Source organism: Streptomyces sp. NPDC046122, from assembly GCF_056429965.1.
Window position 1 is genome coordinate 735504 of record NZ_JBWKLQ010000002.1, and the last position, 25036, is coordinate 760539.

Below are 25036 nucleotides of genomic sequence, written 5' to 3' on the forward strand. Positions count from 1 at the left end.
AGGGGCGCCGCCGCGCCGTCAGGCGGCGTACGGGCGGGCGGACCTCGCGTCCCGCAGGGCGTGCGCCCACCAGGTGAGCTGGGCCAGCAGGGCCTTGGCGGCGGTGTCGGGCCCGGACGGGTCCTTGTGGCGGCCGTCCACGTCGAAGTGGGACCAGGCTCCGTGGAAGCTGACGGTCTCGCGGACGGTGGTGGCGTGCATCTCGGCGAAGACCTGGCGCAGTTGCTCGACGGCCCGCAGACCGCCGGACATTCCACCGTAGGAGACGAAGCCGACGGGCTTGGCGTGCCACTCGTCCTGGTGCCAGTCGATGAGGTTCTTGAGGGCGGCGGGGAAGGAGTGGTTGTACTCGGGGGTGACGACGACGAACGCGTCGGCGGCGGCGAGCCTCGGCGAGGTCCCTGCGAGGACCGCCTTGACCTCGTCGGACGGGTTGGAGGACAGGGCGGTCGGCAGGTCGACCCGGGCCAGGTCGATCACGTCGACGTCGAGGTCGTCGTGCCCGGCCGCGCGGGAGAGGAACCAGTCGGTGATGACGGGGGCGAAGCGGCCCTCGCGGTTGCTGGCGACGACGACGGCGACGCGCAGGGGGGCGGCGGCGGATGTGTCCGCGGGGCTGCCGACCCGGTCGGATTCGTGCGTGGTGAGGTCCATGCGGGAAAGGCTCGTACCTCGACCAAGGTTGAGGTCAAGCTGCTCCCGGCGGGTGTTCTCCCGCTCCGTGACGGGGCGCGGGACGGCCGACGCCCGCCGCACGCTCCCCTTTACGGTGGTGGCATGACCAGCCCTCCCTCTGTCGCCGCCCCGTACGTCGAGATCGACGGCCGCCGGGCCGCCACGGCGGACGACCTCCTCGTCCCCGCCCTGTACGGCGGTTACGCCCACTTCACCGCGATGCAGGTGCGCGACGGCGGGGTGCGGGGGCTGGCGCTGCACCTCGCGCGGCTCGACGCCGCCACCCGCGAGGTGTTCGGCGCCGGACTGGACGGGGAGCTGGTACGCGAGCGGGTGCGGTCCGCGCTCGACGGAGCCGGGACGCGCGACGCCGCCGTGCGCGTGTACGTGTTCCGGGCGCCCGGCGCGGAGGCCGCCACCCTGATGGTCACCGTCCGCCCGCCCGCCGCCATGCCGCCGACGCCGCAGGCCCTCATGTCCGTCCCGTACGCGCGCCCCTTCCCGCACCTCAAGCACCTGGGCGGCTTCGCCCAGACCCACTACGGCCGGCTCGCCCGGGAGGCGGGCTTCGACGACGCGCTGCTGACCGCCCACGGCGGGGTGGTCACGGAGGGAGCGGTCACCAACATCGCTTTCTACGACGGAACTTCGGTCGTCTGGCCCGACGCGCCCTCGTTGCACGGCGTCACCATGGCCCTGCTGGAGACCGGCCTGCCGCAGGCCGGTCTGCCGTCGGTGCGGGGCCCGGTGTCGCTGGACGGTCTCGGCGCGTACCGGGCGGCGTTCGTGACGAACTCGCAGGGCATGGCCCCGGTGCGGCGGATCGACGCGGTGGAGTTCGCGGTCGACGAGGAACTGATGAGGACGGTCGCGTCCGTGTACCGGGCGACACCCTGGGAGCGCGTCTGAGGAACGCCTTCGGTACGCACCGGACAACGTCTCCGACGCGTACCGGGGAACGCGCCGTACAGCCACCCCCGAGATGCACCGGGGAACGCGTGTCCGGTGTCCCCGGGTGCCGGCCGTCACCCGTTCGGGGCGCAGGGCGGGGTGGGCCGTGGGGTGCGCCGCCGCCCGGTCGCTGACCTGGGTGAACGCCGCGCCGGTGGGGCGCGTCGCGCCGGTGGGACGGGCGATCTGACCCGGCCTCAGCAGGCGCGCGGCGCGGACCGCCACTTATCTCGGAGGGAGTGCCGTACCGACGCTTCCGGGAGGAATCACCATGCGCCCTGCACTTCTGCTGGCCGGTACCGCGCTGGCGGCCGCCGCGGCGGGCCTCGGCGCGGTACCGGCGTACGCCGAGAACGACACTCCGCAGCACACGCTGGAGGTGCACCCCGCCACGGCGGGCCCCGGCGAGACCGTCACGGTGAACACCACCGCCTGCGGTTTCGACAGCGGCGGTACGGGCGACGCCAACGCCGTCGGGGCCGGCGACTTCGCCCTGCGGCCCGCGACCCACAAGGAGTCCGTCACGGGGCAGTTCCGACTTCCCCCGGACGCCCCGGAGGGCACCCACGACATCGCGGTGGCCTGCGACAACGGCAACACCGCCGAGGGCCGGCTGACCGTGACCGCCGGTCCGGCGCCCGAGCCCACGCACCACGATCCGGGGCAGCACGATCCGCGCCGCCACGACCAGGGCGGTCACCAGGACGGCGGTCACGAAAAGGGCGGACAGGACCCCGCCCACCGGCCCACGCACCCCACCGGCCACGTCAGGACCGGCCTCGGCGGGGCGGCGGACGCCGACACCACCCAGATCGCGGCGGGTGCGGCCGTACTGGCCGTCACCGCCGCCGTCGGCGGTACGTGGCTCCTGCGCCGCCGGGCGAGCGGCGCGCGGGACCGCTGACGGGCCGGCTCCGCCGCCCGCGTCCGTACCGCCGCGGTTCCCCGTGCCTCCGCCTGGTCCCCGAGCCGGGCGGGGGCACGCGGGGCGTGGCACGGCTGGACTGGAGGTGATCACCGATGACGGACCGGCGTACGAAGGGCGGCCTCGTCGCCATCGGCGTCTGCACCGGCCTCTGGCTGATCCAGAACGGTCTCGCGGGGCAGGACCCGCCCCGGCCGTCGTCCGCCGAGGCGTTCGCCGCCGGATCCCGGCACGTCCCCCGCAGCGCTGTCCCGCCGGCCGAACCCCTGCGCCCCTCCGACCCCGTGCGGATCCGCATACCCGCCGTGCGGGTGGACGCGCCCGTCATGCGTCTCGGACTCGCGCCCGACGGCAGTCTGGACGTACCGCCCGCCGGGGACCGCAACCTGGCCGGCTGGTTCGAGAACGGCACTCCGCCCGGCGCCAGGGGCACGTCGGTCGTCGCCGGGCACGTCGACAACGCACGGGGACCGGCCGTCTTCTACCACCTCGGCGCCCTGCGGAAGGGGCACACGGTCGAGGTGGTGCGCAAGGACGGGCGTACCGCCGTCTTCACGATCGACGCCGTCGAGGTGTACGACAGCGAGGACTTCCCGGAGGAGCGGGTGTACGCCGATTCGGGGCAGGCGGAGCTGCGGGTGATCACCTGCGGCGGCACGTTCTCCGAGAAGACCGGCTACCGGGGGAACGTGGTGGCGTACGCGCACCTGACCGCCGTGCGGTAGGCGTCGGGCAGCGTTACGTCCACTGGTCGAAGGCCAGCTTCGCGACCAGCGAGAGGACCACCACCAGCAGCACCCCGCGCACGAACTCGCTGCCCTTCCTGAGCGCGGTCCGCGCGCCCGCCGTCGCGCCGGCGAGGTTGAAGACCGCCATCAGGGCGGCGAGCTGCCACAGGACGGTTCCCTGATAGGCGAACATCGCGAGCGCGCCGGCGTTGGTGCAGACATTGACGATCTTGGCGTTGGCCGAGGCGGTCACCAGGTCGAGGTGGAGCACGGCGGTCAGCGCCAGGACGAGGAACGTGCCCGTGCCGGGGCCGAACAGGCCGTCGTAGAAGCCGATGCCGCCGCCGACGAGGACGATCGCGGTGACGGTACGGGCCCGGGTGACCGGCTTCCCGGCGTCGTCGGCGGTGCGGCCGAAGGAGGGCCGCAGGAGCACGAAGGCCGCGACGGCGAGCAGCACCACCATGATCACGGGGCGCAGTACGTCGCTGCTGATCCCGGCCGCGAAGAACGCGCCGGCCATGGAGCCCGCGAGGGCGGTGAGCCCTGTCCGTACCGCCGTCCCGACCTCCACCGGCGCCTTGCGCAGGTAGGTCACCGCGGCGCCGGACGTGCCGACGATGGCCACGGCCTTGTTGGTGCCGAGGATGTGCGCGGCGGGCACCTGGGGCAGGCCGAGCAGCAGGGCGGGCAGGAGCAGCAGCCCGCCGCCTCCCACCACCGCGTCGATCCAGCCGGCCGCCGCGGCGGCGAGGCACAGGACGACGAGCGTGGTCAGCGATATGTCGGGCATGATCGCGACCCTAGGGAGGGCGGGCGCACGGCGTCCATCCATCGCCGCAACCTTGAGCGACATCTGAGGTTCGGCGGCGGGCCGCCCCGGGCCGGTGCCCCCGGCGGCTCCCCCTGGAAGCGGGCCCGGTCCTCCGGCGGCTTCCCGGGAAGCGAGCCCGGTGTTCCGACGGCTTCCGGCTGCGCACGGGCCCTCGGGCCCGGCACCCTCGCCGGCCGGCCACCCCTCTTCCACCCCTCACAGTGCCGTGCGCGTGGCGCTGAGCGCAGTGTTCCCCGCGGGAAACAGACGGGATGCGGCCGGGTAACACCGCCCCCGCAGGCTGCTGGCATGAGCAAGGACATCGTGGTGATCGGCGGCGGGACGGCGGGTGCCCGGCTGGCCCGGCAGCTGACCCGCCGGACCGCCCCGGCCGCGGCGCCGACGGCGCCCACGGTCACCGTCATCGGCGAGGAGGAGCACGCCCCGTACAACAGGGTCCTGCTCGCCGAGGTACTCGCCGGCCGCTACGGGCCCGAGGTCATCGCCCAGCCGGCGACGCCGGTGCGGCGCGGGGTGCGGGTCGTCCGCATCGACCGTGCCGAGCGGGTGGTGCTGTGCGACGACGGCAGCGCCGTCCCGTACGGCACCCTCGTCCTCGCGACCGGCTCCAACCCCGTCCTGCCGCCCCTGCGCGGCCTCGGCGCCGACCTCCCCGACGGCGTCCACCCCTTCCGCACGCTGGACGACTGCCTGTCCCTGGCGGCCGCCGTGCGCGAGGGCACCCGCGCGGTCGTCATCGGCGGCGGCCTCCTCGGCGTCTCGGCGGCCCGCGCGCTCGCGGAACGCGGCGCCCAGGTGGTACTGGCCCAGCAGGGCGAGCACCTCATGCAGCGCCAGCTCGACCCCGCCGCGAGCGAACTGCTGCGCGGCCACCTGGAGACGCTGGGCGTCGAGGTCCACACCGAGTGCCGGGTGCGCGGCCTGCGCTGCGAGGCCGGCGAGGGCGCCGGCACGGTGCGGGCCGTCGAACTGGCCGACGGGTACGCCCTCGACGCCGACCTGGTCGTGCTGGCGTGCGGCGTACGCCCCCGCGTCGGCCTCGCGCGGGCCGCGGGCCTCGACGTGCGGCACGGCGTCGTCGTCGACGACGAGCTGCGCACCTCCGATCCGCACATCCGGGCCATCGGCGACTGCGCCGAGCACGACGGCCGCGTGTACGGTCTCGCGGGCCCCGCCCTCGAACAGGCCGACATCCTGGCCGCGCTGCTGCTCGACCCGGCCCCGGCCGCCGCGCCGGCCACGCCGGCGGCAGAGCGCGTGGGAGTCGCCGCGGCGGTGTCCGCGAGGTCCGCCGCGGCGGTCGCCGGCACGGCGGGCGGCAACCCGCCGCGCTACACCGGCACCCGGGCCCTCACCCGGCTCACACTCCACAGCGGCGGCGCCGGCACCGGCGCCGGGCCGCTCGACCTCGCCGCCTTCGGCGAGACCAACCCACTCCCCGGCGACGACGTCGTCCGCCTCGCCGACGCCACCCGTGGCGCGTACCGGAAGGTCGTCGTCCGCGGCGACCGGCTGATCGGCGGCATCCTGCTGGGCGATCTCGGCGCCGTCGGCGAACTCGCCCGCACCTGGGAGGGCGACGAGCCGCTCCCCTCCACCCCGTTGTTCCACCTGCTTGGAGGCGCCTGAGATGTCCACACCACCCACGATCGTGGTCGTCGGCCACGGCATGGTCGGCCAGCGCTTCCTCGAGGCCCTCGCCGAGCGCGGCGTGACCGAGCGGGCGCGGATCGTCGTCCTGTGCGAGGAGCCCCGGCCCGCGTACGACCGCGTCCAGCTGACCTCGTACTTCTCCGGCCGCACCCCGGACGAGCTCGCCATGGGCGAGCCCGGCTTCATCGAGCGGCACGGGATCGAGCTGCACCTGGACGACCCGGCGACGGCGGTCGACCGCGAGGCGCGGACGGTCACCTCGCGTGCCGGACGCACCTTCACGTACGACACGCTGGTGCTCGCCACCGGTTCGTACCCCTTCGTACCGCCCGTTCCCGGGAAGGACGCGGAAGGCTGCTTCGTCTACCGCACCATCGAGGACCTCCTGGCGATCGAGGCGTACGCGAAGACGGCGCGCACGGGGGCGGTCGTCGGCGGCGGGCTGCTCGGCCTGGAGGCGGCGGGCGCGCTCAGCGGGCTGGGCCTCGCCACGCACGTGGTGGAGTTCGCTCCCCGCCTGATGCCCGTCCAGGTCGACGAGGGCGGCGGCGCCGCCCTGCTGCGCACGATCGAGGGCATGGGGCTGACGGTCCACACGGGCGTCGGCACCCAGGCCGTGACCACGGACGACTCCGGCGCGGTCAACGGCATGTCCCTCTCGGACGGTTCGACGCTGGAGACCGACATGGTCGTGTTCTCGGCGGGTGTACGGCCGCGCGACCAGCTGGCCAGGGACTGCGGCCTGTCGGTCGGCGAGCGGGGCGGCATCGCCGTCGACGAGCAGTGCCGCACGTCCGACCCCTCGGTCTACGCGATCGGCGAGTGCGCCATGGCGGTGGACGGCCGGGTGTACGGCCTCGTCGCCCCCGGGTACGAGATGGCCGAGACGGCCGCCGAGACGATCACGGGAACGCTCGCGGAGGCGTCCGGGGCGACGGCCGCCGGCCGCGCGTTCACGGGTGCGGACATGTCCACCAAGCTGAAGCTCCTCGGCGTCGACGTGGCGTCCTTCGGCGACGCCCACGGCCACGCGGAGGGCTGCCTGGACGTCACGTACTCCGACTCGCGCTCGGGCGTCTACAAGAAGCTCGTGGTCAGCCCCGACGGCGCGCTCCTCGGCGGCGTCCTGGTCGGTGACGCCGACGCGTACGCGATGCTGCGGCCGCTCACCGGTTCCGTACCGCCCGTCGCACCGGAACAGCTGATCGCGCCGGCGGGCAGCGGGCAGGTCACCCTCGGCCCGTCGTCCCTGCCCGACGACGCGGTCGTCTGCAACTGCCACAACGTCACCAAGGGCCAGGTCACCGCCTGCTCCACGATGCCCGAGGTGAAGAAGTGCACCAAGGCGGGCACGGGCTGCGGCAGCTGCGTCAAGCTGATCGGCCAGCTGCTCCCGCAGACCGGTGACAAGGGCCTGTGCGCCTGCTTCCCGCACACGCGCTCCGAGCTGTACGAGATCGTCCGCACCCTGCGGATCACCTCGTACGCCGAGCTTCTCGACTCGCACGGCCGCGAGACGGCCCGGGGCGGCGACGGCTGCGAGGTCTGCAAGCCGACGGTCGGCTCGATCCTCGCCAGCCTGAACAGCGGCTACATCCTCGACGGGGAACAGGCCGCCCTCCAGGACACCAACGACCACTTCCTCGCCAACATGCAGCGCAACGGCTCGTACTCGATCGTGCCGCGCATCCCGGGCGGTGAGGTCACCCCCGAGAAGCTGATCGTGATCGGCGAGGTGGCCCGCGACTTCGGCCTCTACACGAAGATCACGGGCGGCCAGCGCATCGACCTGTTCGGCGCCCGGGTCGACCAGCTCCCGCTGATCTGGACGCGCCTGGTGGACGCCGGCTTCGAGTCGGGACACGCCTACGGAAAGGCGCTCCGGACGGTCAAGTCCTGTGTCGGCCAGACCTGGTGCCGTTACGGCGTCCAGGACAGCGTCCGGATGGCCATCGACCTGGAGCTGCGCTACCGGGGCCTGCGCGCGCCGCACAAGCTGAAGTCGGCGGTCTCGGGATGCGCGCGCGAGTGCGCCGAGGCGCAGTCCAAGGACTTCGGCGTGATCGCCACCGCGAACGGCTGGAACCTGTACGTCGGCGGCAACGGCGGCGCGACCCCGCGCCACGCCGACCTGCTGGCCCAGGACCTCTCGGACGCCGAACTGGTGCGGCTCATCGACCGGTTCCTGATGTTCTACATCCGCACCGCGGACCGCCTGGAGCGCACGTCCACCTGGCTGGAGCGGCTGGAGGGCGGCCTGGACCATCTCAGGGACGTCGTCGTGCACGACTCGCTCGGCCTCTGCGACCAGCTGGAAGCCCTGATGGCCGCCCATGTGTCCGGCTACCGCGACGAGTGGGCCGAGACCATCAACGACCCCGAGCGGCTCTCCCGGTTCGTCTCGTTCGTCAACGCTCCCGACGCGCCGGACCCGTCGGTGCGGTTCGTTCCCGAGCGCGACCAGATGAAGCCGGACCTCACCGTCCTCACCCTCGAAGGGACCCGTGCCGGATGACCCTGCAACTGCGCATCGACGACTCCTGGTTCACCGCCTGCGACGTGTCCGCCCTCACACCGGGGCGCGGCGTGGCGGCGCTCCTCCCCGACGGCCGCCAGGCGGCCCTGTTCACGGACCGCAGGGGACGCCCGTACGCCATCGACAACCGCGACCCGTTCTCCGGCGCGCAGGTGCTGTCCCGGGGGCTGATCGGGTCCGCGGACGGCCGTCCCTTCGTCGCCTCGCCGCTGCTCAAGCAGCGCTTCGATCTGGAGACGGGGCACTGCCTGGACGACGACACGGTCACGGTGCAGACGTTCGCGGTACGCGTCGCAGCGGCTTGACCGGCGTTTCGCACGGTACGCCGGCTCCCGCGGCCCGCGGCCGGGGGGCGGGCGCCCGAGGACCGGGTCCTCGGGCCCCCGGCCGTACGCTGGCCCCATGACGACCGGCTGGAGTGCGAGCGACATCCCCGACCAGAGCGGCCGTACGGCCGTGGTCACCGGGGCCAACAGCGGCATCGGGCTCGTCACCGCGCGCGAACTGGCCCGCCGCGGGGCGCGCGTGCTCCTCGCGTGCCGCAGCGAGCCGCGCGGCAAGGAGGCCGCGGCGCGCATCACCCGCGACATCCCGTCCGCGGCGGTCGAGTTCACGCCGCTGGACCTGGCGGACCTGTCGTCCGTCCGGGCCTTCGCCGACGCCTACGCCGACGAGCGCCTCGATCTGCTCGTCAACAACGCGGGCGTCATGGCGCTCCCGTACGGACGGACGGCCGACGGCTTCGAGACGCAGTTCGGCGTGAACCACCTCGGGCACTTCGCGCTCACCGGACTGCTGCTGCCGCACCTGCTGCGCACTCCCGGGTCCCGCGTCGTGACCGTCTCCAGCGGCCTGCACGCCCTGGCGAACATCGACATCGGCGACCTGAACAGCGAGCGCGCGTACCGGCGCTGGATCGCCTACGGCCGCTCCAAGACGGCGAACCTGCTCTTCACCCACGAGCTGGCGGGGCGGCTCTCCGCGGCCGGCTCCGGTGTCGTGGCGGCGGCCGCCCACCCCGGCTACGCCCGTACGAACCTGCAGGCCGCCGGGGCGCGGATGGAGGGCCGCAGGACGGCCGAGCGGATCGTGGAGCTGGGGAACAGGATCATCGCCCAGCCGGCCGAGTCCGGCGCCCTGCCCACGCTGTACGCGGCGACCGCGCCCGGCGTGCGGCCCGACTCGTTCACCGGGCCGAGGATCCAGGGGCTGCGGGGCGCGCCCGCGAGGTCGTGGCGCGCGGCCTGGACCCGCGACGACGTGGCGAGCGAACGGCTGTGGGTGGCGTCGGAGCAGCTCACCGGGGTGACGTACGAGGGCCTCACGTCCTGAGGCCCTCGGGTACGCCTCCTGAATGGGTTCAGCCCTGCCCGCCCTCGACGGCGGCCGGGTCCATCCAGACGACCTCCCACGTGTGACCGTCGGGGTCCTGGAAGGAGCGGCCGTACATGAAGCCGTGGTCCTGGGGGTCGCTCGCGGGGGACCCGCCGGACGCGAGGGCGGTGTCGGCCAGCTCGTCGACCTTCTCCCGGCTCTCGGCGCTGAGCGCGAGCAGGACCTCCGTGGTCGTGCTCGTGTCCGCGATCTCCTTCTTGGTGAACTCCTTGAAGCGCGGCTCGGTGAGCAGCATGGCGAAGATCGTGTCGCTGATGACCAGACAGGCGGTCGTGTCGTCGCTGAACTGGGGGTTGAACGAGAACCCGAGCTTGCCGAAGAAGGTCTTGGTGGTGTCGAGGTTCTTGACCGGCAGGTTCACGAAGATCATCTGGTTCATGAGCTGTCTCTCTCTTCTCTGGGTCGGACATCTCCGGGTCGGGCTTCTCCGGGTCGGGCGGGTGGCCGCCGTTCGCCGTGCACAGGGACAGACCCGGGGCCCGCGCGAAACTCATCGCCCGAACGGAAACTCGCAGAAAAACTCCGTCGTGCGGCCGCGCCACGCCCGTCCCGGCGTGGGCGTCCCGGAGGCGTCCGAAAGCTTCAGCCCCGCAGCTCTTCCGCCGCGTCCGCGACCCGGCCGATCAGGCGCAGCAGCGTCTCCTGCTCCCCCTCGTCCAGGGGGGCGAGGAAGACCCGGTTCATGCGCGCGGTGCGGGCGACGAGCCGGCGGTGCACCGACGCGCCCTCGTCCGTGAGCTTCAGTACGTTGCGCCGGCCGTCGCGCGGGTCGCGCACCCGCTCCAGCAGACCGCGCCGGCCGAGGCGCGCCACCAGGTCCGCGATGGTCGAACGGTCGAGGTGGACCTGCTCGCTCAGGGTGCGCTGGTCGATGTCCGGCTTCTCGACCAGGGCGTTGAGCACGGCGAACTGCGGGGAGGTGGTCTCCTCCGACACCATCGTCGTCCACAGCAGCGTGTGCGCCTGCTGCAGCCGCCGGGCGAGGTGCCCGGGGTGCGTGCTCAGATCGACCGCAGCCATGCGGGCCTCCTGCAATCGGGTTATTGCTCCGTGTACTGAGCCATTGACGTGAGCGGAACTCGGTGGAAGTCTACGGCCTCGACACGAAAATAGTCAGTGCACTGAGCAACTCGCGGAGTGAGTGACGATGGCCGAGATACGCAGCCTGCACGACGCCGTGGCGGACCTCGTCCACACGGGGGACACCCTCGCCATGGAGGGCTTCACCCACCTGATCCCCTACGCGGCGGCGCACGAGATCATCCGTCAGGGCATCACCGACCTGACCCTCGCCCGGATGACCCCGGACGTGATCTACGACCAGCTCATCGGCGCCGGCCTGGTGCGGAAGCTGATCTTCTCCTGGGGCGGCAACCCGGGCGTAGGCTCCCTCCACCGCTTCCGCGACGCCGTCGAGAACGGCTGGCCGCGCCCCCTTGAGCTGGACGAGCACAGCCACGCCGGCATGGCGAACCGGTACGTCGCGGGCGCCTCGCGCCTGCCGTTCGCCGTACTGCGCGGCTACCGCGGTTCCGACCTCGCCACCCGTACGGACACGGTCTCCTCGGTCGTCTGCCCGTTCACCGGTGAGGAACTGGCCGCCGTCGCCGCGCTCAATCCCGACGTCACGGTCATCCACGCCCAGCGGGCCGACCGGCGGGGCAACGTCCAGCTGTGGGGCCTGACCGGTGTCCAGAAGGAGGCCGCGCTGGCCGCCGGCCGGGTGCTCGTCACCGTCGAGGAGGTCGTCGACGAGCTGACGCCCCGGCCCGGCGGCGTCGTCCTGCCGACCTGGGTGATCGACGCGGTCGCCGTCGTGCCGGGCGGCGCGCACCCGTCGTACGCCACCGGCTACACGGTGCGCGACAACGCCTTCTACCAGGCGTGGGACCCGATCGCCCGGGACCGGAGCGCCTTTGTCCGCTGGATCGACGAGAACGTACGCACCGAAGGGGCTGTCGCCCGATGACCACCGAGGACTTCACCCGCGACGAGCTGATGGAGGTGAACGCGGCCCGCGCGCTGGCCGGGGCGCGCACCTGCTTCGTCGGCATCGGCCTGCCGTCCACCGCCGCCAACCTCGCGCGCGCCACCGTCAACCCGGGCCTCGTGCTGATCTACGAGTCCGGGACGATCGGCTCCAAGCCGACCCGACTGCCGCTGTCCATCGGCGACGGCGAGCTGGCCGAGACCGCCGACGCGGTGGTGCCCGTACCGGAGATGTTCAACTACTGGCTCCAGGGCGGCCGCATCGACGTGGGTTTCCTCGGGGCCGCCCAGGTCGACCGTTTCGCCAACATCAACACGACGGTCGTCGACCGCGGCCCGGACAGGCCGGAAGGCCGCCTGCCGGGGGCGGGCGGCGCACCCGAGATCGCGTCCAACTGCGGCAAGGTGCTGATGGTCCTGCGCCACTCCACCCGCAACTTCGTGCCGAAGCTGGACTTCGTCACGACGCTCGGCCACGGCTCGGGCCCCGGTGACCGCGCGGCGCTCGGCATGCCGGGCGCCGGCCCGGTCGCCGTCATCACCGACCTCGGCATCCTGCGGCCGGACCCGGCGACCGCCGAGCTCGTCCTGACCGCACTGCACCCCGGCGTCACCGTCGAGCAGGCACGGGCGGCCACCGGCTGGCGGCTGCGGTGCGCGGACACCGTCGGGGTCACCGAACCCCCGACCGCCGCCGAACTGGACGCCCTGCGCGCCCTGAAGTCCGCGGGAGAGGAAGACCAGTGACCCTCACCCAGGCCGACATCGACGGCGAGCTCGCCGAGATCCGCGCACGTCACGCACGCGCGCGGGCCGCCGGCGCCCCCGCCGCACACCACCCGCCGCGCGACTTCCCGCCGTACCGCAGCACCCTCCTGCGCCACCCCGGGCAACCGCTGGTGGCCGTCAACGGCGATCCGGAGACCGTCGAGCTGTCCGGGCCCGTCTTCGGCCGCACCGACGTCACCGAGCTGGACCACGACCTGACCCGGCAGCACACCGGCGAGCCGCTCGGCGAGCGCATCACCGTCTCCGGCCGCGTCCTCGACAGCACCGGCCGCCCCGTCGCCGGCCAGCTCGTCGAGCTGTGGCAGGCCAACGCCTCCGGCCGGTACGCCCACCAGCGCGACCAGCACCCCGCGCCGCTCGACCCGAACTTCACGGGCGTGGGGCGGGTGCTGACGGGCGACGACGGCTCGTACGGCTTCACCACCGTCAAGCCGGGCGCGTACCCCTGGCGCAACCACGAGAACGCCTGGCGCCCCGCCCACATCCACTTCTCCCTCTTCGGCACGGCCTTCACCCAGCGCCTGGTCACGCAGATGTACTTCCCCGGCGACCCGCTCTTCGCCTACGACCCGATCCTCCAGTCCGTGACGGACGACGCGGCCCGCGCCCGGCTGGTCGCGGCGTACGACCACTCCCTCTCCCGCCCCGGACACTCCCTGGGCTACCGCTGGGACATCGTCCTCGACGGACCCTCGGCGACCTGGTTCGAGGAAGGCCCCCGATGACGCACCCGCCCACCCCTTCGCACACCGTCGGTCCCTTCTACGGGTACGCCCTGCCGTTCCCGGGAGGCGGCGACATGGCCCCCGCGGGGCACCCCGACGGCATCACCCTGCACGGGTACGTCCGCGACGGCGCCGGGGAGCCGGTCCCGGACGCGCTGGTCGAGTTCTGGCAGGCCGGCCCCGACGGCTCCCTGGCCGGCGCCCCGGGGTCGATGCGCCGCGATCCCGTGACCGGCGGCTTCCTCGGCCGCGACGGCGTGGGGTTCACCGGGTTCGGCCGGGTGGCGACCGACGCGGACGGCCACTACGCGCTCCGCACCCTCGCGCCGGGGGCGCCGTCCGTCCCGTACATCAGCGTGTGCGTCTTCGCGCGCGGCCTGACGCACCACCTCTTCACCCGCGCGTACCTCGCCGACGGCCCGGACGCGCTGCTCGCCTCGCTGACTCCCGAGCGCCGCGCGACACTGATCGCCCGGCCCGAACCGCACCGCACCCACCGCTTCGACATCCGCCTCCAGGGCGAGGAAGAGACGGTCTTCCTTGACTTCGCCTGACCACGGCCTCCTCTCCCCCGTGCGGGCGGGCACGGCGGCCGAGGAGACGACCGGCGACGTGGCACTGCTCCAGGCGATGCTGGACGCCGAGGCCGCCCTGACGCGCGTCCAGGGGCCCGTCCGGGCGGGCGAGGCCGTCACGGCGGCGGCGCGGGCCGAGCGCTTCGACGTACGCGACCTGGCCCTGCGCGCGAGGTCCGGCGGCAACCCCGTGATCCCCCTGGTGGCCGCCCTCACGGCGGCGGCCGGCCCCGAGGCGGCGCCGTACGTGCACCGGGGAGCCACGAGCCAGGACATCGTCGACACGGCGATGATGCTGGTCGCCGCGCGCACGCTGCCCCTCATCACCGCGGACCTGGCCCGCACCGCGGCAGCCCTCGCCACGCTGGCGGCGGAACACCGGGACACCCCCATGCCGGGCCGCACCCTGACCCAGCACGCGGTGCCCACCACGTTCGGCCTGAAGGCGGCGGGCTGGCGCAGCCTGACCCTGGACGCCCACACCCGCCTGCGAGCCGTCACCCTCCCCGCACAACTGGGCGGAGCCGCAGGCACACTGGCCGCCTTCCCAACGACACCCCCCACCAAAAACGTCACAGAGCACGCACCACACACCACCCCCGCCCAAGACACCACCGCCCCAGGAGGGGACGCACCGCGCACCACCCCCGCCGAAGACGTCACGGTGCCAGGAGGGGACGTACCGGGGCGCTCCCCGCAGGGCGTCGAACGCAACCACCCCGCACCACACCCGGTACCCGAACGTTCGACACCCGAGGAGACGCCCCGGAACGGCACCGACCCCGAAGCCCCCGCAACCGGCACCGCCCGGCCGGGCACCGGCACCAGCACCAGCACCACCCCCGCAACCACAGACGCGCCCCCCGCCGCAGCCCTCCTCACCGCCTACGCCGCCGAGCTCGGCCTGGCCACCCCCGACCTCCCCTGGCACACCCTGCGCACCCCCACCGCCGACCTGGCCACCGCCCTGGCCTTCACCTGCGCCGCCCTCGGCAAACTCGCCACGGACGTCCTCACCCTCACCCGCACCGAGATCGCCGAGCTCTCCGAACGCACCGGCGGCGGCTCGTCCGCCATGCCGCACAAGGCCAACCCGGTCCACGCCACCCTGATCGCCTCCGCCGCCCACCAGGCGCCGGCCCTGGCCTCCGTACTGCTCACTTCCCTCGCCACCGCCGGCGACGAACGCCCCGCGGGCGCCTGGCACGCCGAATGGCAGCCCCTGCGCGAGCTGCTGCGCCTGGCCGGCGGCGCGGCGGCTCACGCGGCCGAGCTGGCCGAGGGGCTGCGCGTCCACCGCGACCGCATGCGCGCGAACCTCGACCTCACCGACGGCCTGATCGTCAGCGAACGGGTGGCCGCCGCCCTGACCCCCGTCCTGGGCCGGGCCCGCGCCAGGGAAGTGCTCACCGCTGCCTCCCGCCGCACCGCCGCCGAAGGCGTCTCCCTGGCCGAGGCGCTCACGGCCGTCCTCCCACAACTCACCGAACACCTCGACCTCACCCACCTCACCGACCCCACGCGATACACCGGTTCCGCGGCGGCCCTGGTGGACCGGGCCCTGAACCGAAAGCCGGAGCCCCCTCTTGACTGACATGAGCGCCCCTCGGAGCCAGCCCCTCCCCCACGTCCGCCTCGACGGCCCGGAATCCGGCACTCCGCTGATCCTCGGCCCCTCGGTGGGCACCTCGCTGGCCGTCTGGGAGCCCCAGGCGGCCGCCCTGGCCCGCGTCCACCGCGTCCTGCGCTGGGACCTCCCGGGCCACGGCGGCACCCCCGCCGGACTGATCCCGCTGGACGGCACCGCGACCGTCGCCGACCTGGCGGCGCTCGTCCTGCGCGCCGCCGACGCGCAGGGCTGGGAGTCCTTCGCGTACGCCGGAATCTCGATCGGCGGCGCCGTGGGACTGCACCTGGCGACGCACTTCCCCGAGCGCGTCACCGCCCTCGCGGTGGTCTGCTCGTCGGCCCGCTTCGGCGAGCCGGCGACCTGGAGGGGCCGCGCCGCACTCGTACGGGCCGAGGGCACCGAGGCGATGGCGGCGAGCCGCCCCGGCACCTGGTTCGCCCCCTCGTTCGCCTCGACGCCCCTGGGCCACGCGCTGATCGAGGACCTGCGCGCGACCGACCCGGCCGGCTACGCCGCCTGCTGCGACGCCCTCGCGGCGTACGACCTGCGCGGCGCGCTCCCCACGGTCGCCGCGCCGACCCTCGTGGTCGCCGGGCGCGACGACCCGGCGACGCCGCCCGCGCACTCCCGCGAGATCGCCGACGCCATCCCGGGATCGAGCCTGCTCGAAATCGCGGGCGCGGCCCATCTGGCCGGCGTGGAGAAGCCCGAGACGGTGACCGCCGCCCTGCTCGCCCACTTCGCCCCGCCGCCCGTCGACACCGACGCGTCCCGCCACGCGGCCGGTCTGCGCGTGCGCAGGGCGGTCCTCGGCCCGGCCCACGTGGACCGCGCGATCGGCCGTACGACGCCGTTCACGGCCCGCTTCCAGGACTTCATCACCCGGTACGCCTGGGGCGAGATCTGGACCGACGAAACGCTGGACCGGCGGACCCGCAGCTGCGTCACCCTCACCGCCCTCGTCGCACACGGCCACGAGGCGGAGTTGGCGCTGCACGTGCGGGCGGCGCTGACCAATGGTCTGAGCCGGGAGGAGATCGGCGCGGTCCTGCTCCAGTCGGCGGTCTACTGCGGCGTGCCGGCGGCGAACGCGGCGTTCGCCGCGGCCCAGAGCGTCTTCGACGACCTGGACCGCACCGACTACCAGGACGCCCCCTACGAGGCCGCACCCGACCAGCCCGACCCACTCGACGACTCCGACCCACTCGACGCCCTCGACGACCCCGACCGGCTGGGCGCCCTCGACGCATTCGACGACTCAGACCGGCCCGAGCAGTCCGAGCAGTCCGAGCAGTCCGACCCGTCCGACGACTGATCACCTCCCGCTCACCGGTTGTTGATGCACTGTCAATTCGAGACGCTTACGTTCCGAGGTCACATTCCCCCACCCTGGAGTGACACATGGAACGTCGTAGCTTCCTGCGCGGCGCTGTCATCGGCACCTCCGTCGCCGCCTTCGGCGGCACCCTCTGGCGCGGCGCGGCCCACGCCGCCCCCGCTCAGCCCGGCGCCGGCCCCTACGGTGCGCCGGGCCCCGCCGACGCGAACGGCCTGCGCCTGCCGTCCGGCTTCAGCAGCCGCGTCATAGCCCGCTCCGGCCAGAAGGTCGGCTCCACCGCGTACACCTGGCACAACGCGCCGGACGGCGGTGCCTGTTACGCCGACGGCACCGGCTGGATCTACGTGTCCAACTCGGAGATCAACCCCTCCGGCGGCGCGAGCGCGGTCCGCTTCTCCGCCACCGGCGCGATCACCGGCGCGTACCGCATCCTGTCCTCCACCCGCCAGAACTGCGCGGGCGGCAAGACGCCGTGGAACACCTGGCTCTCCTGCGAGGAGGTCGACCGGGGGTACGTCTACGAGAGCGACCCGTGGGGCGTGAAGGCGGCCGTGCGGCGCGACGCGATGGGCCGCTTCAAGCACGAGGCCGCCGCGGCGGACCCCGTACGCCGGACGATCTACCTCACCGAGGACGTCTCCGACGGCTGCTTCTACCGCTTCACCCCCACCACCTGGGGCGACCTCTCGGCGGGCACGCTGGAGGTGCTGAAGATGGGTTCCGGCACGTCCGGCCCCGTCACCTGGGCCACCGTCCCCGACCCGAGCGGTGCCACGGCCACCCGCAACCAGGTCTCCGGAGCCAAGCGCTTCAACGGGGGCGAGGGCTGCTACTACGCCGACGACGTCTGCTGGTTCACCACCAAGGGCGACAACCGCGTCTGGCAGTACAACGCGGCCGCCCGGACCATCGAGCTCGCCTACGACGACTCGCTGGTGAACGGCACCGCGCCGCTGACCGGCGTGGACAACGTCACCGGCACGTCGTCCGGCGACCTGTTCGTCGCCGAGGACGGCGGCACCATGGAGATCTGCGTGATCACGCCGGACGACGTGGTCGCCCCCTTCCTGCGCATCGACGGCCAGTCGGGCTCGGAGATCACCGGACCGGCGTTCTCCCCGGACGGCAGGCGCCTGTACTTCTCCAGCCAGCGCGGTACGACGGGCAGCTCGTCCGGCGGCATCACCTACGAGGTGACGGGTCCGTTCCGGGCCTGACGGCCCTCCGCTCCCGGCACGTCCGACGACAGTACGAGCGCTTCCGCCGTGGCGCCGCCCCGCAGGAGGGCGGCGCCCAGTGGCGTCAGCGTGTGGAGCACCGCGTTGCCGTGCCGCAGGGTGACGATCAGGCCCGCTTCGCGCAGCACGCACGCGTGCTGGCTCGCCGAGGCGAGTGACACCCCGGCCCTGCGGGCGAGTTCGCTCGTCGTGCAGCCGCCGCCGATGGCCCCCAGGACCGCCGACCGGGTGTGGCCGACCAGGCGCCCGAGGGGCGGCCCGGGGTCGTCGACGGGCGCCGGGGCGTCCGCCTGGGTCACGGGGTAGACCAGCACGGGCGGCAACTGCGGGTCGCGGTAGACGACGGGGGTGCCGCGGCAGAAGAACGACGGCTGGAGCAGCAGGCCCCGGCCGCCCAGGTACAGGTCGCGGTCCACCGGATAGTCCGCCTCCAGGACCGGCGGACGCCAGCGCAGCATCGGCGGCAGCGAGGCGAGGAGCTCGTCCGCGCCGCCGTCGAGCAGGGCGCGGCCCCTGGCCGCCCGGTCGGCCTCGACACGGCCCTGGATGTGCGGCCAGTACGGCTCGACGGCGGCCCGGTGGTAACCGCGCAGTGCGACGGCGAGGCGGGCCAGGGGCTCGCCGCGGCCGCCGGCCAGGGGAGCCAGGCGCTGGTGCGTGGACGCCGCACGGCTGCTCGCGGACGTACGGTCGGCCGGGCGGTGGGAGGCGGCGAGCAGGGCCAGCTCCGCGCGCAGCCGCTCGGGGGCGGTGCCGCGCACGGCCTCGATGCCCGTTTCGATGCCGCGGGCTCCCTCGCGGGGCGTCAGGAAATCGGGGAAATAACCCCTGTTCGGTATGAGGGATGCCAGCAGTCGTGTTTCACCGTTCAACCGAGTCCGTGATTCCCGGCGCCATTCTCCGAACACCTTGGCACCGCGCCGGTCCCGCAATCTGTGAAAGCTGAGCACCGTTTCCCACAACGCGTCCGGCCGGTCGGACAGCCGAATCCTCGACAGGTCAACACCGGAGAAATGAACACGTAGCACCGAAGCCCCATCTGTTGCATCCGCAATCGCCCCCCGCAACCGAGTATGCACGCCATCACACGCCGTCACCACGGCCTTTCGGCCACAGTTGAAACGCATCGCGCGCTCCCTGTGCCGAACGAAATGCTGTCCTCGTCGGGCACGACACCGGAGTCACCGGAAAGACGCAGTGAAGGCCGTGGGGGGCTTTGCTGGGTCTGGCGGCGGTCGGCGAAGGTAGCGGCTCAGTGTCCGACGAGGTATCAGGATGTGGTCGTCGGGTGGGGATCCGGCGACCGCATCCTGCCTCGTTTTCGGGAAAACTGGCGGAATTCAACTGCTGCCGCGGGCTTGTTCACACGCGTACTGCCGAGCGCTTCGGCTAATCCCGATGTCATTTGCCGCCACAGGAACGCACACGTTCACACACATCGGCAACGCCGCGACCGTGCCGCCCCGAGGGGCGCCGCCGGGGCCGGGAGGGCCCCGACGAGGGGTCAGGAGGGCTCCGCCAGGTCCTCGACGGCCTCCGGCAGGGCACGCAGCTTCGCGATCGTCCGGGTCAGCCGGAGCACCGCTTCATCCGCCTGCCGACGGCTGAGCGCGCGGCCCCCCGCCTCGTCGCGCGCCCGCTGAGACAGGCGGCGTACCGCGTCGTCGATCCCGGTCGCCTCGTCGAGCAGCCGCCGCAGCCGCTCCCCCAGGTCGTCCGCCGACTCCGCCAGGGTCCCCTCACCCGCACCGCCCGCCCGCTCCACGGCGTCCGTGCCGGCGTCCGCGTCCGCGACCGTCCCGGCCGTCACCGGGGCCGGGACAGTCGCGGCTGCGGTCGCCGGCGGGGCGGTCGGGTGGCGCGCCGGCCACAGGGCGGGCGCGGCCGGAGGCGCGCCCGGGGCGGGGGCGGGACCCGCGGTGGAGGTCCAGTGGCCGCTGCGCGGCGCGGGGACCGGCTGCTTCCGTGGCCGCATCCCCGTTTCCTTGGGGAAGTGCAGGTCGAACCAGAGAGGAGTGATCCTCTCGTTGGGCAGCACCGTTCCCGAGCCGCTGACCCGCCACGGCGGCCGGTCGCCCTCGTCCATCGCGGCGGCCAGCTCCCTCAGCAGCCCGACCGCCATCCGCCTGCTCTTCTCGTACCGCAGGGCCTGGAGGCAGTTGGTGACCGAACGCCGCACCCTGCTGACCTTCTCGCCGTCGTCGTTCAGGGCCTGCTGGACGGCGAGCGACCCGCGGTCCGCGTCGATGAGGTCGAACGCGGCCAGCCAGTGCGCGGCCCGGTAGGTGACGAGTTCGTCGAAGGCGGCGTCATCCCTGTCGGCGGCCGCCAGGAGTTCGCGCAGCGGACGGCCGGAGAGCTCGAACCCGTCCCGCGCCTTGGTGGTGAAGATCTCCCCGATGCGTGGATTCCAGGGCTCCGGATAGCTCTCGGAGGTGAGGGCGGACCAGGTGCGGGCACGCTGGTTGATCTCGGGCCCCTTGAGCTGGGAGGGCGGGGACTCGCTGAGCACCCGGCGCAGCAGCAGGCGCTTGCGCTGGTCCTTGGGGAACAGCTCGTCCAGCAGCCGCATGGAACGGAGGTCCCGGAGCTCGGAGACCGACATGTTCTCCGAGGCTCCCGGCAGGTCCCGGACGGGCGCCAGGCCGGACAGCACCTCCGCCGTCCTCTCGTCGAGCACGCCCTGCGCCACGTACATGCCCAGTACGCTCCGGCCCAGTGCCCGGGAGCGGTCGTTGGCGTCGAATTCCAGCGGCGGGTGGACGTGGTCGCGCCGGTTGCTCATCTGCACGATCCGGTAGAGCCGCTTCGGTGTTTCCGTGCCGATCACCAAATGCGCGTCGACGACGGCGACGGATGCCGCCCTCCGCGCCCGGGATGCGCTCTGCGGATCTTCGCCCTCCGGCGTCTCGGCATGCTCCTTGTTGAGGATTTCCGAGAACTCGGCGAGCCAGCGGCCGGGTTCCAGGACAACACCTTTCCCACTGCGCCCAAGTTTCGCAGCCGGAACACCGGTGAGCACGTCGGTGGAAGTCAGCCCGAAGATCTCATGCCGCTTCTGTGTCCTGTTGTTCCCCCTCACGGCCATCCATCCCCAGTATTCGCCCGGGTGGAGCGGATTGCCGTCCTCGTCGAGTTCCGGGTTCTCTTCCAGGCGCACCATCTGCGGAACGTACATTCCCGGTTCCTGCTGTCCGTTGAGGACGAGATCCTCCAGCAGGTCGTACGGACGGACCTTGTCGCGCTTGCGCAACTCGTCGGAGGTCTCCTCGATATTGATGACGAGCGACTGCCGGTTCCACGCGGAACTCTCCAGGGCGGCGAAGATCTTTTCCTGACCCTGGTCGTCGGGCCCCCGCCACGGGCGCACGGGGGTCAGCGACTTCTTGGTCTCACGGCCGACCGCCGGATCGGCGGCGGTGCGCCAGATCGAACTGATCCGTTCGTTGTGCCCCCAGACGACTCCCCCGGCGCCGTGCATGCGCACGACGGCGATGACCATGTCTCCCGCCTCGGTGCGCACACGACGCACGGCGTCGCCCTTGAGGGTGCGCACACCTTGGGCGTCAGGTTCACTCAGGGTCAGCTCGGGATCCACGATGAACGGAGCGACGTTCTCCAGGGCCGCGAGCGGGACGTTGACCCCCGGCGTAGCCAGCACCGCCTGCATCCACACTTTCTGCCGTTCCATGGAAACTGGCGACGGAAACGGCCCGTCGACATGCAACTCACTCATATTGACACCCCATACGATCAGTCTCGAACACGGAACAAGTCGATAAGCCACTTGGTGAGCCTCTGCAGCGTTCCCCACGTACGGTCGTCCGAGACGGCTTCCCCTACCACGAAGAAATTTTGCGCCGGGTTTCGTCATCCGGGCCGTCGGACTCGGGGGCAGCGTCAGAATGCACGGAGGCGGACATCGCTTAATCCTTCGCAAGAATGGTGTGGCTGCTACCCGCACTCCGACCGACGCCCGGCAGGACGTCTCGTTGACGGGACCAGCATGCTCATCACATTGCTCCGCCACCAGCGCATGGCGACGAATGATCAAGACTGATCAAACCCAGCTGATTGAAGGCGATTTCACCGCCTTACCGCAGCGATTGCGCGCGAGTCGCGGCACATTGTGCGCCCTTAGGAAAAACAACAACCTCGGCAGTGCGCAATCGGCACATCAAAAAAGAGGGCGGCACCCTCTCGCGAAGGTGCCGCCCTCTTCGGGGCCCCGGAGCCGCCGTTGACCCCCCGACCGGGGTTGACTAATGGCGGCTCCGGTGATATAGAGCCGGTTCTCAGCGGCTGTCGGAGCCCGTCGACTGCGCCGCGGCGCGGCCGGCCTCCAGACGCGCGACCGGGATCCGGAAGGGCGAGCAGGACACGTAGTCCAGGCCGACCTCGTGGAAGAAGTGCACCGACTCCGGGTCGCCGCCGTGCTCACCGCAGACGCCGAGCTTCAGGTCGGGGCGCGTGGCGCGGCCCGCCTCCACGGCGGAGCGCACGAGTGAGCCGACGCCGTCCCGGTCGATCGTCTCGAACGGGGAGACCCCGAAGATGCCCTTCTCCAGGTACGCCGTGAAGAAGCTCGCCTCGACGTCGTCGCGGGAGAAGCCCCACACGGTCTGGGTGAGGTCGTTCGTACCGAAGGAGAAGAACTGCGCGGCCTCGGCGATCTGGCCGGCGGTCAGCGCGGCGCGCGGCAGCTCGATCATCGTGCCGATGGTCAGCTTCAGATTCGTGCCGGTCGCGGCCTCGACCTCCGCGATGACCTGGTCGGCCTCCTCGCGGACGATCTCCAGCTCCTGGACGGTGCCGACGAGCGGAATCATGATCTCCGCACGCGGGTCGCCCTTGGCGTTCTTGCGGTGCGCGGCCGCCTCGGCGATGGCGCGGACCTGCATCGCGAACAGGCCCGGAATGACCAGACCCAGACGTACACCGCGCAGACCCAGCATCGGGTTCTGCTCGTGCAGCTTGTGCACGGCCTGCAGGAGGCGCAGGTCGTTCTCGTTGTGGTCCTTGCGGGACTCGGCGAGGGCGACACGGACCGACAGCTCGGTGATGTCGGGGAGGAACTCGTGCAGCGGCGGGTCGAGCAGCCGCACCGTCACCGGCAGTCCGTCCATCGACTCGAACAGCTCGATGAAGTCGGCCTTCTGGAGCGGCAGCAGCGCGCCCAGCGCCTGCTCGCGCTCGTCGTCCGTGTCGGCCAGGATCAGCCGCTCGACGAGCTCACGGCGCTCACCGAGGAACATGTGCTCGGTGCGGCACAGGCCGATGCCCTGGGCGCCGAAGCGGCGGGCGCGCGCGGCGTCCTCGGCGTTGTCCGCGTTGGCGCGCACCCGCAGGCGGCGGACCCGGTCGGCGTACGCCATGATCCGGTGCACGGCGGCGACGAGCTCGTCGGCGTCGTCGGCGCCGGCGTGCATGCGGCCCTCGAAGTACTCGACGACCGGGGACGGCACGACGGGTACCTCGCCGAGGTACACCTTGCCGGTGGAGCCGTCGATGGAGACGACGTCGCCCTCCTCGACGACGATCCCGCCGGGGGCGGTCAGCCGGCGGCGCTTGGTGTCGACCTCGATCTCCTCGGCGCCGCAGACACAGGTCTTGCCCATGCCCCGGGCGACGACGGCGGCGTGCGAGGTCTTGCCGCCGCGCGAGGTCAGGATGCCCTCGGCGGCGATCATGCCGTCGAGGTCGTCGGGGTTCGTCTCACGGCGGATGAGGATGACCTTCTCGCCGGAGCGCGACCACTTGACGGCCGTGTACGAGTCGAAGACCGCCTTGCCGACCGCGGCGCCCGGAGAGGCGGCGATGCCGCGGCCGAGCTTCTCGGTCTTCGCCTCCTCGTCGAAGCGCGGGAACATCAGCTGCGCGAGCTGGGCGCCGTTGACGCGCTGGAGCGCCTCGGCCTCGTCGATGAGGCCCTGGTCGACGAGCTGCGTGGCGATGCGGAAGGCGGCACCGGCGGTGCGCTTGCCGACGCGGGTCTGGAGCATCCACAGCTGGCCGCGCTCGATGGTGAACTCGATGTCGCAGAGATCCTTGTAGTGGGTCTCCAGCGTCTCCATGATCTGCATGAGCTGGTCGTACGACGCCTTGTCGATGCTCTCGAGGTCGGCGAGCGGCACGGTGTTGCGGATGCCGGCGACGACGTCCTCGCCCTGCGCGTTCTGCAGGTAGTCACCGTAGACGCCCTGGTGGCCGCTGGCGGGGTCGCGGGTGAAGGCGACGCCGGTGCCGGAGTCGGGACCCAGGTTGCCGAAGACCATGGAGCAGACGTTGACGGCCGTGCCGAGGTCGCCGGGGATGCGCTCCTGGCGGCGGTACAGCTTGGCGCGGTCGGTGTTCCACGAGTCGAAGACCGCGTTTATGGCGAGGTCCATCTGCTCGCGCGGGTCCTGCGGGAAGTCGCGTCCGGCCTCGTCGGAGACGATCTTCTTGAACTTCCGGACCAGCTTCTTGAGGTCGGCCGCCTCCAGGTCGGTGTCGACCGTGACCTTCTTGGCGTGCTTGGCCTGCTCCAGCGCCTCTTCGAAGAGTTCGCCGTCGACGCCGAGGACGGTCTTGCCGAACATCTGGATGAGGCGCCGGTAGGAGTCCCACGCGAAGCGCTCGTCGCCGGCCTGCTTGGCGAGGCCGGTGACCGACTTGTCGGAGAGCCCGATGTTCAGGACGGTGTCCATCATGCCGGGCATGGAGAACTTGGCGCCCGAGCGGACGGAGACGAGCAGGGGGTTGTCGGCCTGGCCGAGCTTCTTGCCCATCTTCTGCTCGAGGGCGTCGAGGTGCGCACTGACCTCGGCCCGCAGCGCCTCCGGAGCCTCACCGCTGTCGAGGTAGACCTTGCACGCCTCGGTGGTGATGGTGAAGCCCGGAGGGACGGGCAGCCCGAGGTTGGTCATCTCGGCGAGGTTGGCACCCTTGCCGCCCAGCAGGTCCTTGAGGTTCCTGTTGCCTTCGGTGAAGTCATAAACGAACTTCTGACCCTCGGGCGCGCTGGCTACCTGGGGTTCTTTGTTTTCCGACACGGGTCTCGACTCCTCGAGG

21 protein-coding genes are annotated in these 25036 nt (G+C 72.5%); 14 read left to right on the forward strand and 7 right to left on the reverse strand.

Annotated elements, in window-relative coordinates:
- Positions 1-18: 18 nt before the first annotated feature.
- Positions 19-654 carry an NADPH-dependent FMN reductase gene (locus tag AC07FK_RS08235; RefSeq protein WP_479103612.1) on the reverse strand — a complete coding sequence of 212 codons (636 nt, stop codon included), beginning with the start codon at positions 652-654 and terminating at the stop codon, positions 19-21.
- 123 nt (positions 655-777) lie between these two features.
- On the opposite strand from AC07FK_RS08235, the gene AC07FK_RS08240 reads away from it, so the two are divergent.
- The 3 genes from AC07FK_RS08240 to AC07FK_RS08250 all read left to right on the forward strand — a co-directional run bounded on the left by AC07FK_RS08240 (position 778) and on the right by AC07FK_RS08250 (position 3276).
- Positions 778-1584: an aminotransferase class IV gene (locus AC07FK_RS08240; RefSeq protein WP_479103614.1), complete on the forward strand. Its 807-nt coding sequence runs from the start codon at positions 778-780 to the stop codon at positions 1582-1584.
- A gap of 313 nt (positions 1585-1897) precedes the next feature.
- Entirely contained in the window at positions 1898-2530 is a 633-nt protein-coding gene (locus AC07FK_RS08245) for a hypothetical protein (protein ID WP_479103616.1), read from the forward strand.
- A 116-nt stretch (positions 2531-2646) separates the two neighbouring features.
- Entirely contained in the window at positions 2647-3276 is a 630-nt protein-coding gene (locus tag AC07FK_RS08250; protein WP_479103617.1) for a class F sortase, read from the forward strand.
- Between the two features lie 13 nt (positions 3277-3289).
- On the opposite strand, the gene AC07FK_RS08255 is transcribed toward AC07FK_RS08250, so the two are convergent.
- A complete protein-coding gene (locus tag AC07FK_RS08255) occupies positions 3290-4072 on the reverse strand; it encodes a sulfite exporter TauE/SafE family protein (protein ID WP_479103619.1) in 783 nt (260 codons plus the stop codon).
- Between the two features lie 330 nt (positions 4073-4402).
- Between AC07FK_RS08255 and AC07FK_RS08260 the strand changes: the two genes are divergently transcribed.
- From AC07FK_RS08260 to AC07FK_RS08275, 4 genes are all read left to right on the forward strand, one after another.
- Positions 4403-5743, forward strand: a complete 1341-nt coding sequence (locus AC07FK_RS08260; protein ID WP_479103621.1) for an NAD(P)/FAD-dependent oxidoreductase — start codon at positions 4403-4405, stop codon at positions 5741-5743.
- Position 5744: 1 nt separating this feature from the next.
- Complete coding sequence (gene nirB / locus AC07FK_RS08265; protein WP_479103622.1) at positions 5745-8282, forward strand: nitrite reductase large subunit NirB; 2538 nt, start codon at positions 5745-5747, stop codon at positions 8280-8282.
- On the forward strand, positions 8279-8608 hold the full coding sequence (gene nirD, locus AC07FK_RS08270; protein ID WP_479103624.1) for a nitrite reductase small subunit NirD: 330 nt from the start codon (positions 8279-8281) through the stop codon (positions 8606-8608). The genes nirB and nirD overlap by 4 nt, the downstream gene beginning before the upstream one ends.
- Positions 8609-8705: 97 nt before the next feature.
- Complete coding sequence (locus tag AC07FK_RS08275; protein WP_479103626.1) at positions 8706-9635, forward strand: oxidoreductase; 930 nt, start codon at positions 8706-8708, stop codon at positions 9633-9635.
- Between the two features lie 28 nt (positions 9636-9663).
- Here AC07FK_RS08275 and AC07FK_RS08280 read toward each other — a convergent pair whose 3' ends face one another.
- Together AC07FK_RS08280 and AC07FK_RS08285 are read right to left on the reverse strand one after the other, a co-directional pair.
- Complete coding sequence (locus tag AC07FK_RS08280) at positions 9664-10077, reverse strand: VOC family protein (RefSeq protein WP_479103628.1); 414 nt, start codon at positions 10075-10077, stop codon at positions 9664-9666.
- A gap of 203 nt (positions 10078-10280) precedes the next feature.
- Positions 10281-10718 (reverse strand): MarR family winged helix-turn-helix transcriptional regulator, encoded by a 438-nt coding sequence (locus tag AC07FK_RS08285; RefSeq protein WP_479103630.1) that lies wholly within the window; start codon positions 10716-10718, stop codon positions 10281-10283.
- Positions 10719-10845: 127 nt separating this feature from the next.
- On the opposite strand from AC07FK_RS08285, the gene AC07FK_RS08290 reads away from it, so the two are divergent.
- The 7 genes from AC07FK_RS08290 (at position 10846) to AC07FK_RS08320 (ending at position 17962) form a co-directional block, all read left to right on the forward strand.
- Entirely contained in the window at positions 10846-11667 is an 822-nt protein-coding gene (locus AC07FK_RS08290) for a CoA transferase subunit A (RefSeq protein WP_479103632.1), read from the forward strand.
- Positions 11664-12434, forward strand: a complete 771-nt coding sequence (locus tag AC07FK_RS08295) for a CoA-transferase subunit beta (protein WP_479103633.1) — start codon at positions 11664-11666, stop codon at positions 12432-12434. Before AC07FK_RS08290 ends, AC07FK_RS08295 begins: the two co-directional genes overlap by 4 nt.
- Positions 12431-13201: a protocatechuate 3,4-dioxygenase subunit beta gene (pcaH, locus tag AC07FK_RS08300; RefSeq protein WP_479103634.1), complete on the forward strand. Its 771-nt coding sequence runs from the start codon at positions 12431-12433 to the stop codon at positions 13199-13201. The genes AC07FK_RS08295 and pcaH overlap by 4 nt, the downstream gene beginning before the upstream one ends.
- Positions 13198-13755 carry a protocatechuate 3,4-dioxygenase subunit alpha gene (pcaG, locus tag AC07FK_RS08305; RefSeq protein WP_479103635.1) on the forward strand — a complete coding sequence of 186 codons (558 nt, stop codon included), beginning with the start codon at positions 13198-13200 and terminating at the stop codon, positions 13753-13755. The genes pcaH and pcaG overlap by 4 nt, the downstream gene beginning before the upstream one ends.
- Positions 13742-15370, forward strand: coding sequence for a lyase family protein (locus AC07FK_RS08310; protein WP_479103637.1), 1629 nt, complete (start codon positions 13742-13744; stop codon positions 15368-15370). The genes pcaG and AC07FK_RS08310 overlap by 14 nt, the downstream gene beginning before the upstream one ends.
- 1 nt (position 15371) lies before the next feature.
- Positions 15372-16721 (forward strand): bifunctional 3-oxoadipate enol-lactonase/4-carboxymuconolactone decarboxylase PcaDC, encoded by a 1350-nt coding sequence (gene pcaDC, locus AC07FK_RS08315; RefSeq protein ID WP_479103638.1) that lies wholly within the window; start codon positions 15372-15374, stop codon positions 16719-16721.
- 86 nt (positions 16722-16807) lie between these two features.
- A complete protein-coding gene (locus AC07FK_RS08320) occupies positions 16808-17962 on the forward strand; it encodes an alkaline phosphatase PhoX (protein WP_479103639.1) in 1155 nt (384 codons plus the stop codon).
- Here AC07FK_RS08320 and AC07FK_RS08325 read toward each other — a convergent pair.
- The 3 genes from AC07FK_RS08325 to ppdK all read right to left on the reverse strand — a co-directional run bounded on the left by AC07FK_RS08325 (position 17932) and on the right by ppdK (position 25017).
- Positions 17932-19011, reverse strand: coding sequence for an ArsR/SmtB family transcription factor (locus AC07FK_RS08325; protein WP_479103641.1), 1080 nt, complete (start codon positions 19009-19011; stop codon positions 17932-17934). The genes AC07FK_RS08320 and AC07FK_RS08325 overlap by 31 nt on opposite strands.
- A 476-nt stretch (positions 19012-19487) precedes the next feature.
- Complete coding sequence (locus AC07FK_RS08330) at positions 19488-21674, reverse strand: hypothetical protein (RefSeq protein WP_479103642.1); 2187 nt, start codon at positions 21672-21674, stop codon at positions 19488-19490.
- Between the two features lie 604 nt (positions 21675-22278).
- Positions 22279-25017 (reverse strand): pyruvate, phosphate dikinase, encoded by a 2739-nt coding sequence (ppdK, locus tag AC07FK_RS08335; protein ID WP_479103644.1) that lies wholly within the window; start codon positions 25015-25017, stop codon positions 22279-22281.
- Between the last annotated feature and the right edge of the window lie 19 nt (positions 25018-25036).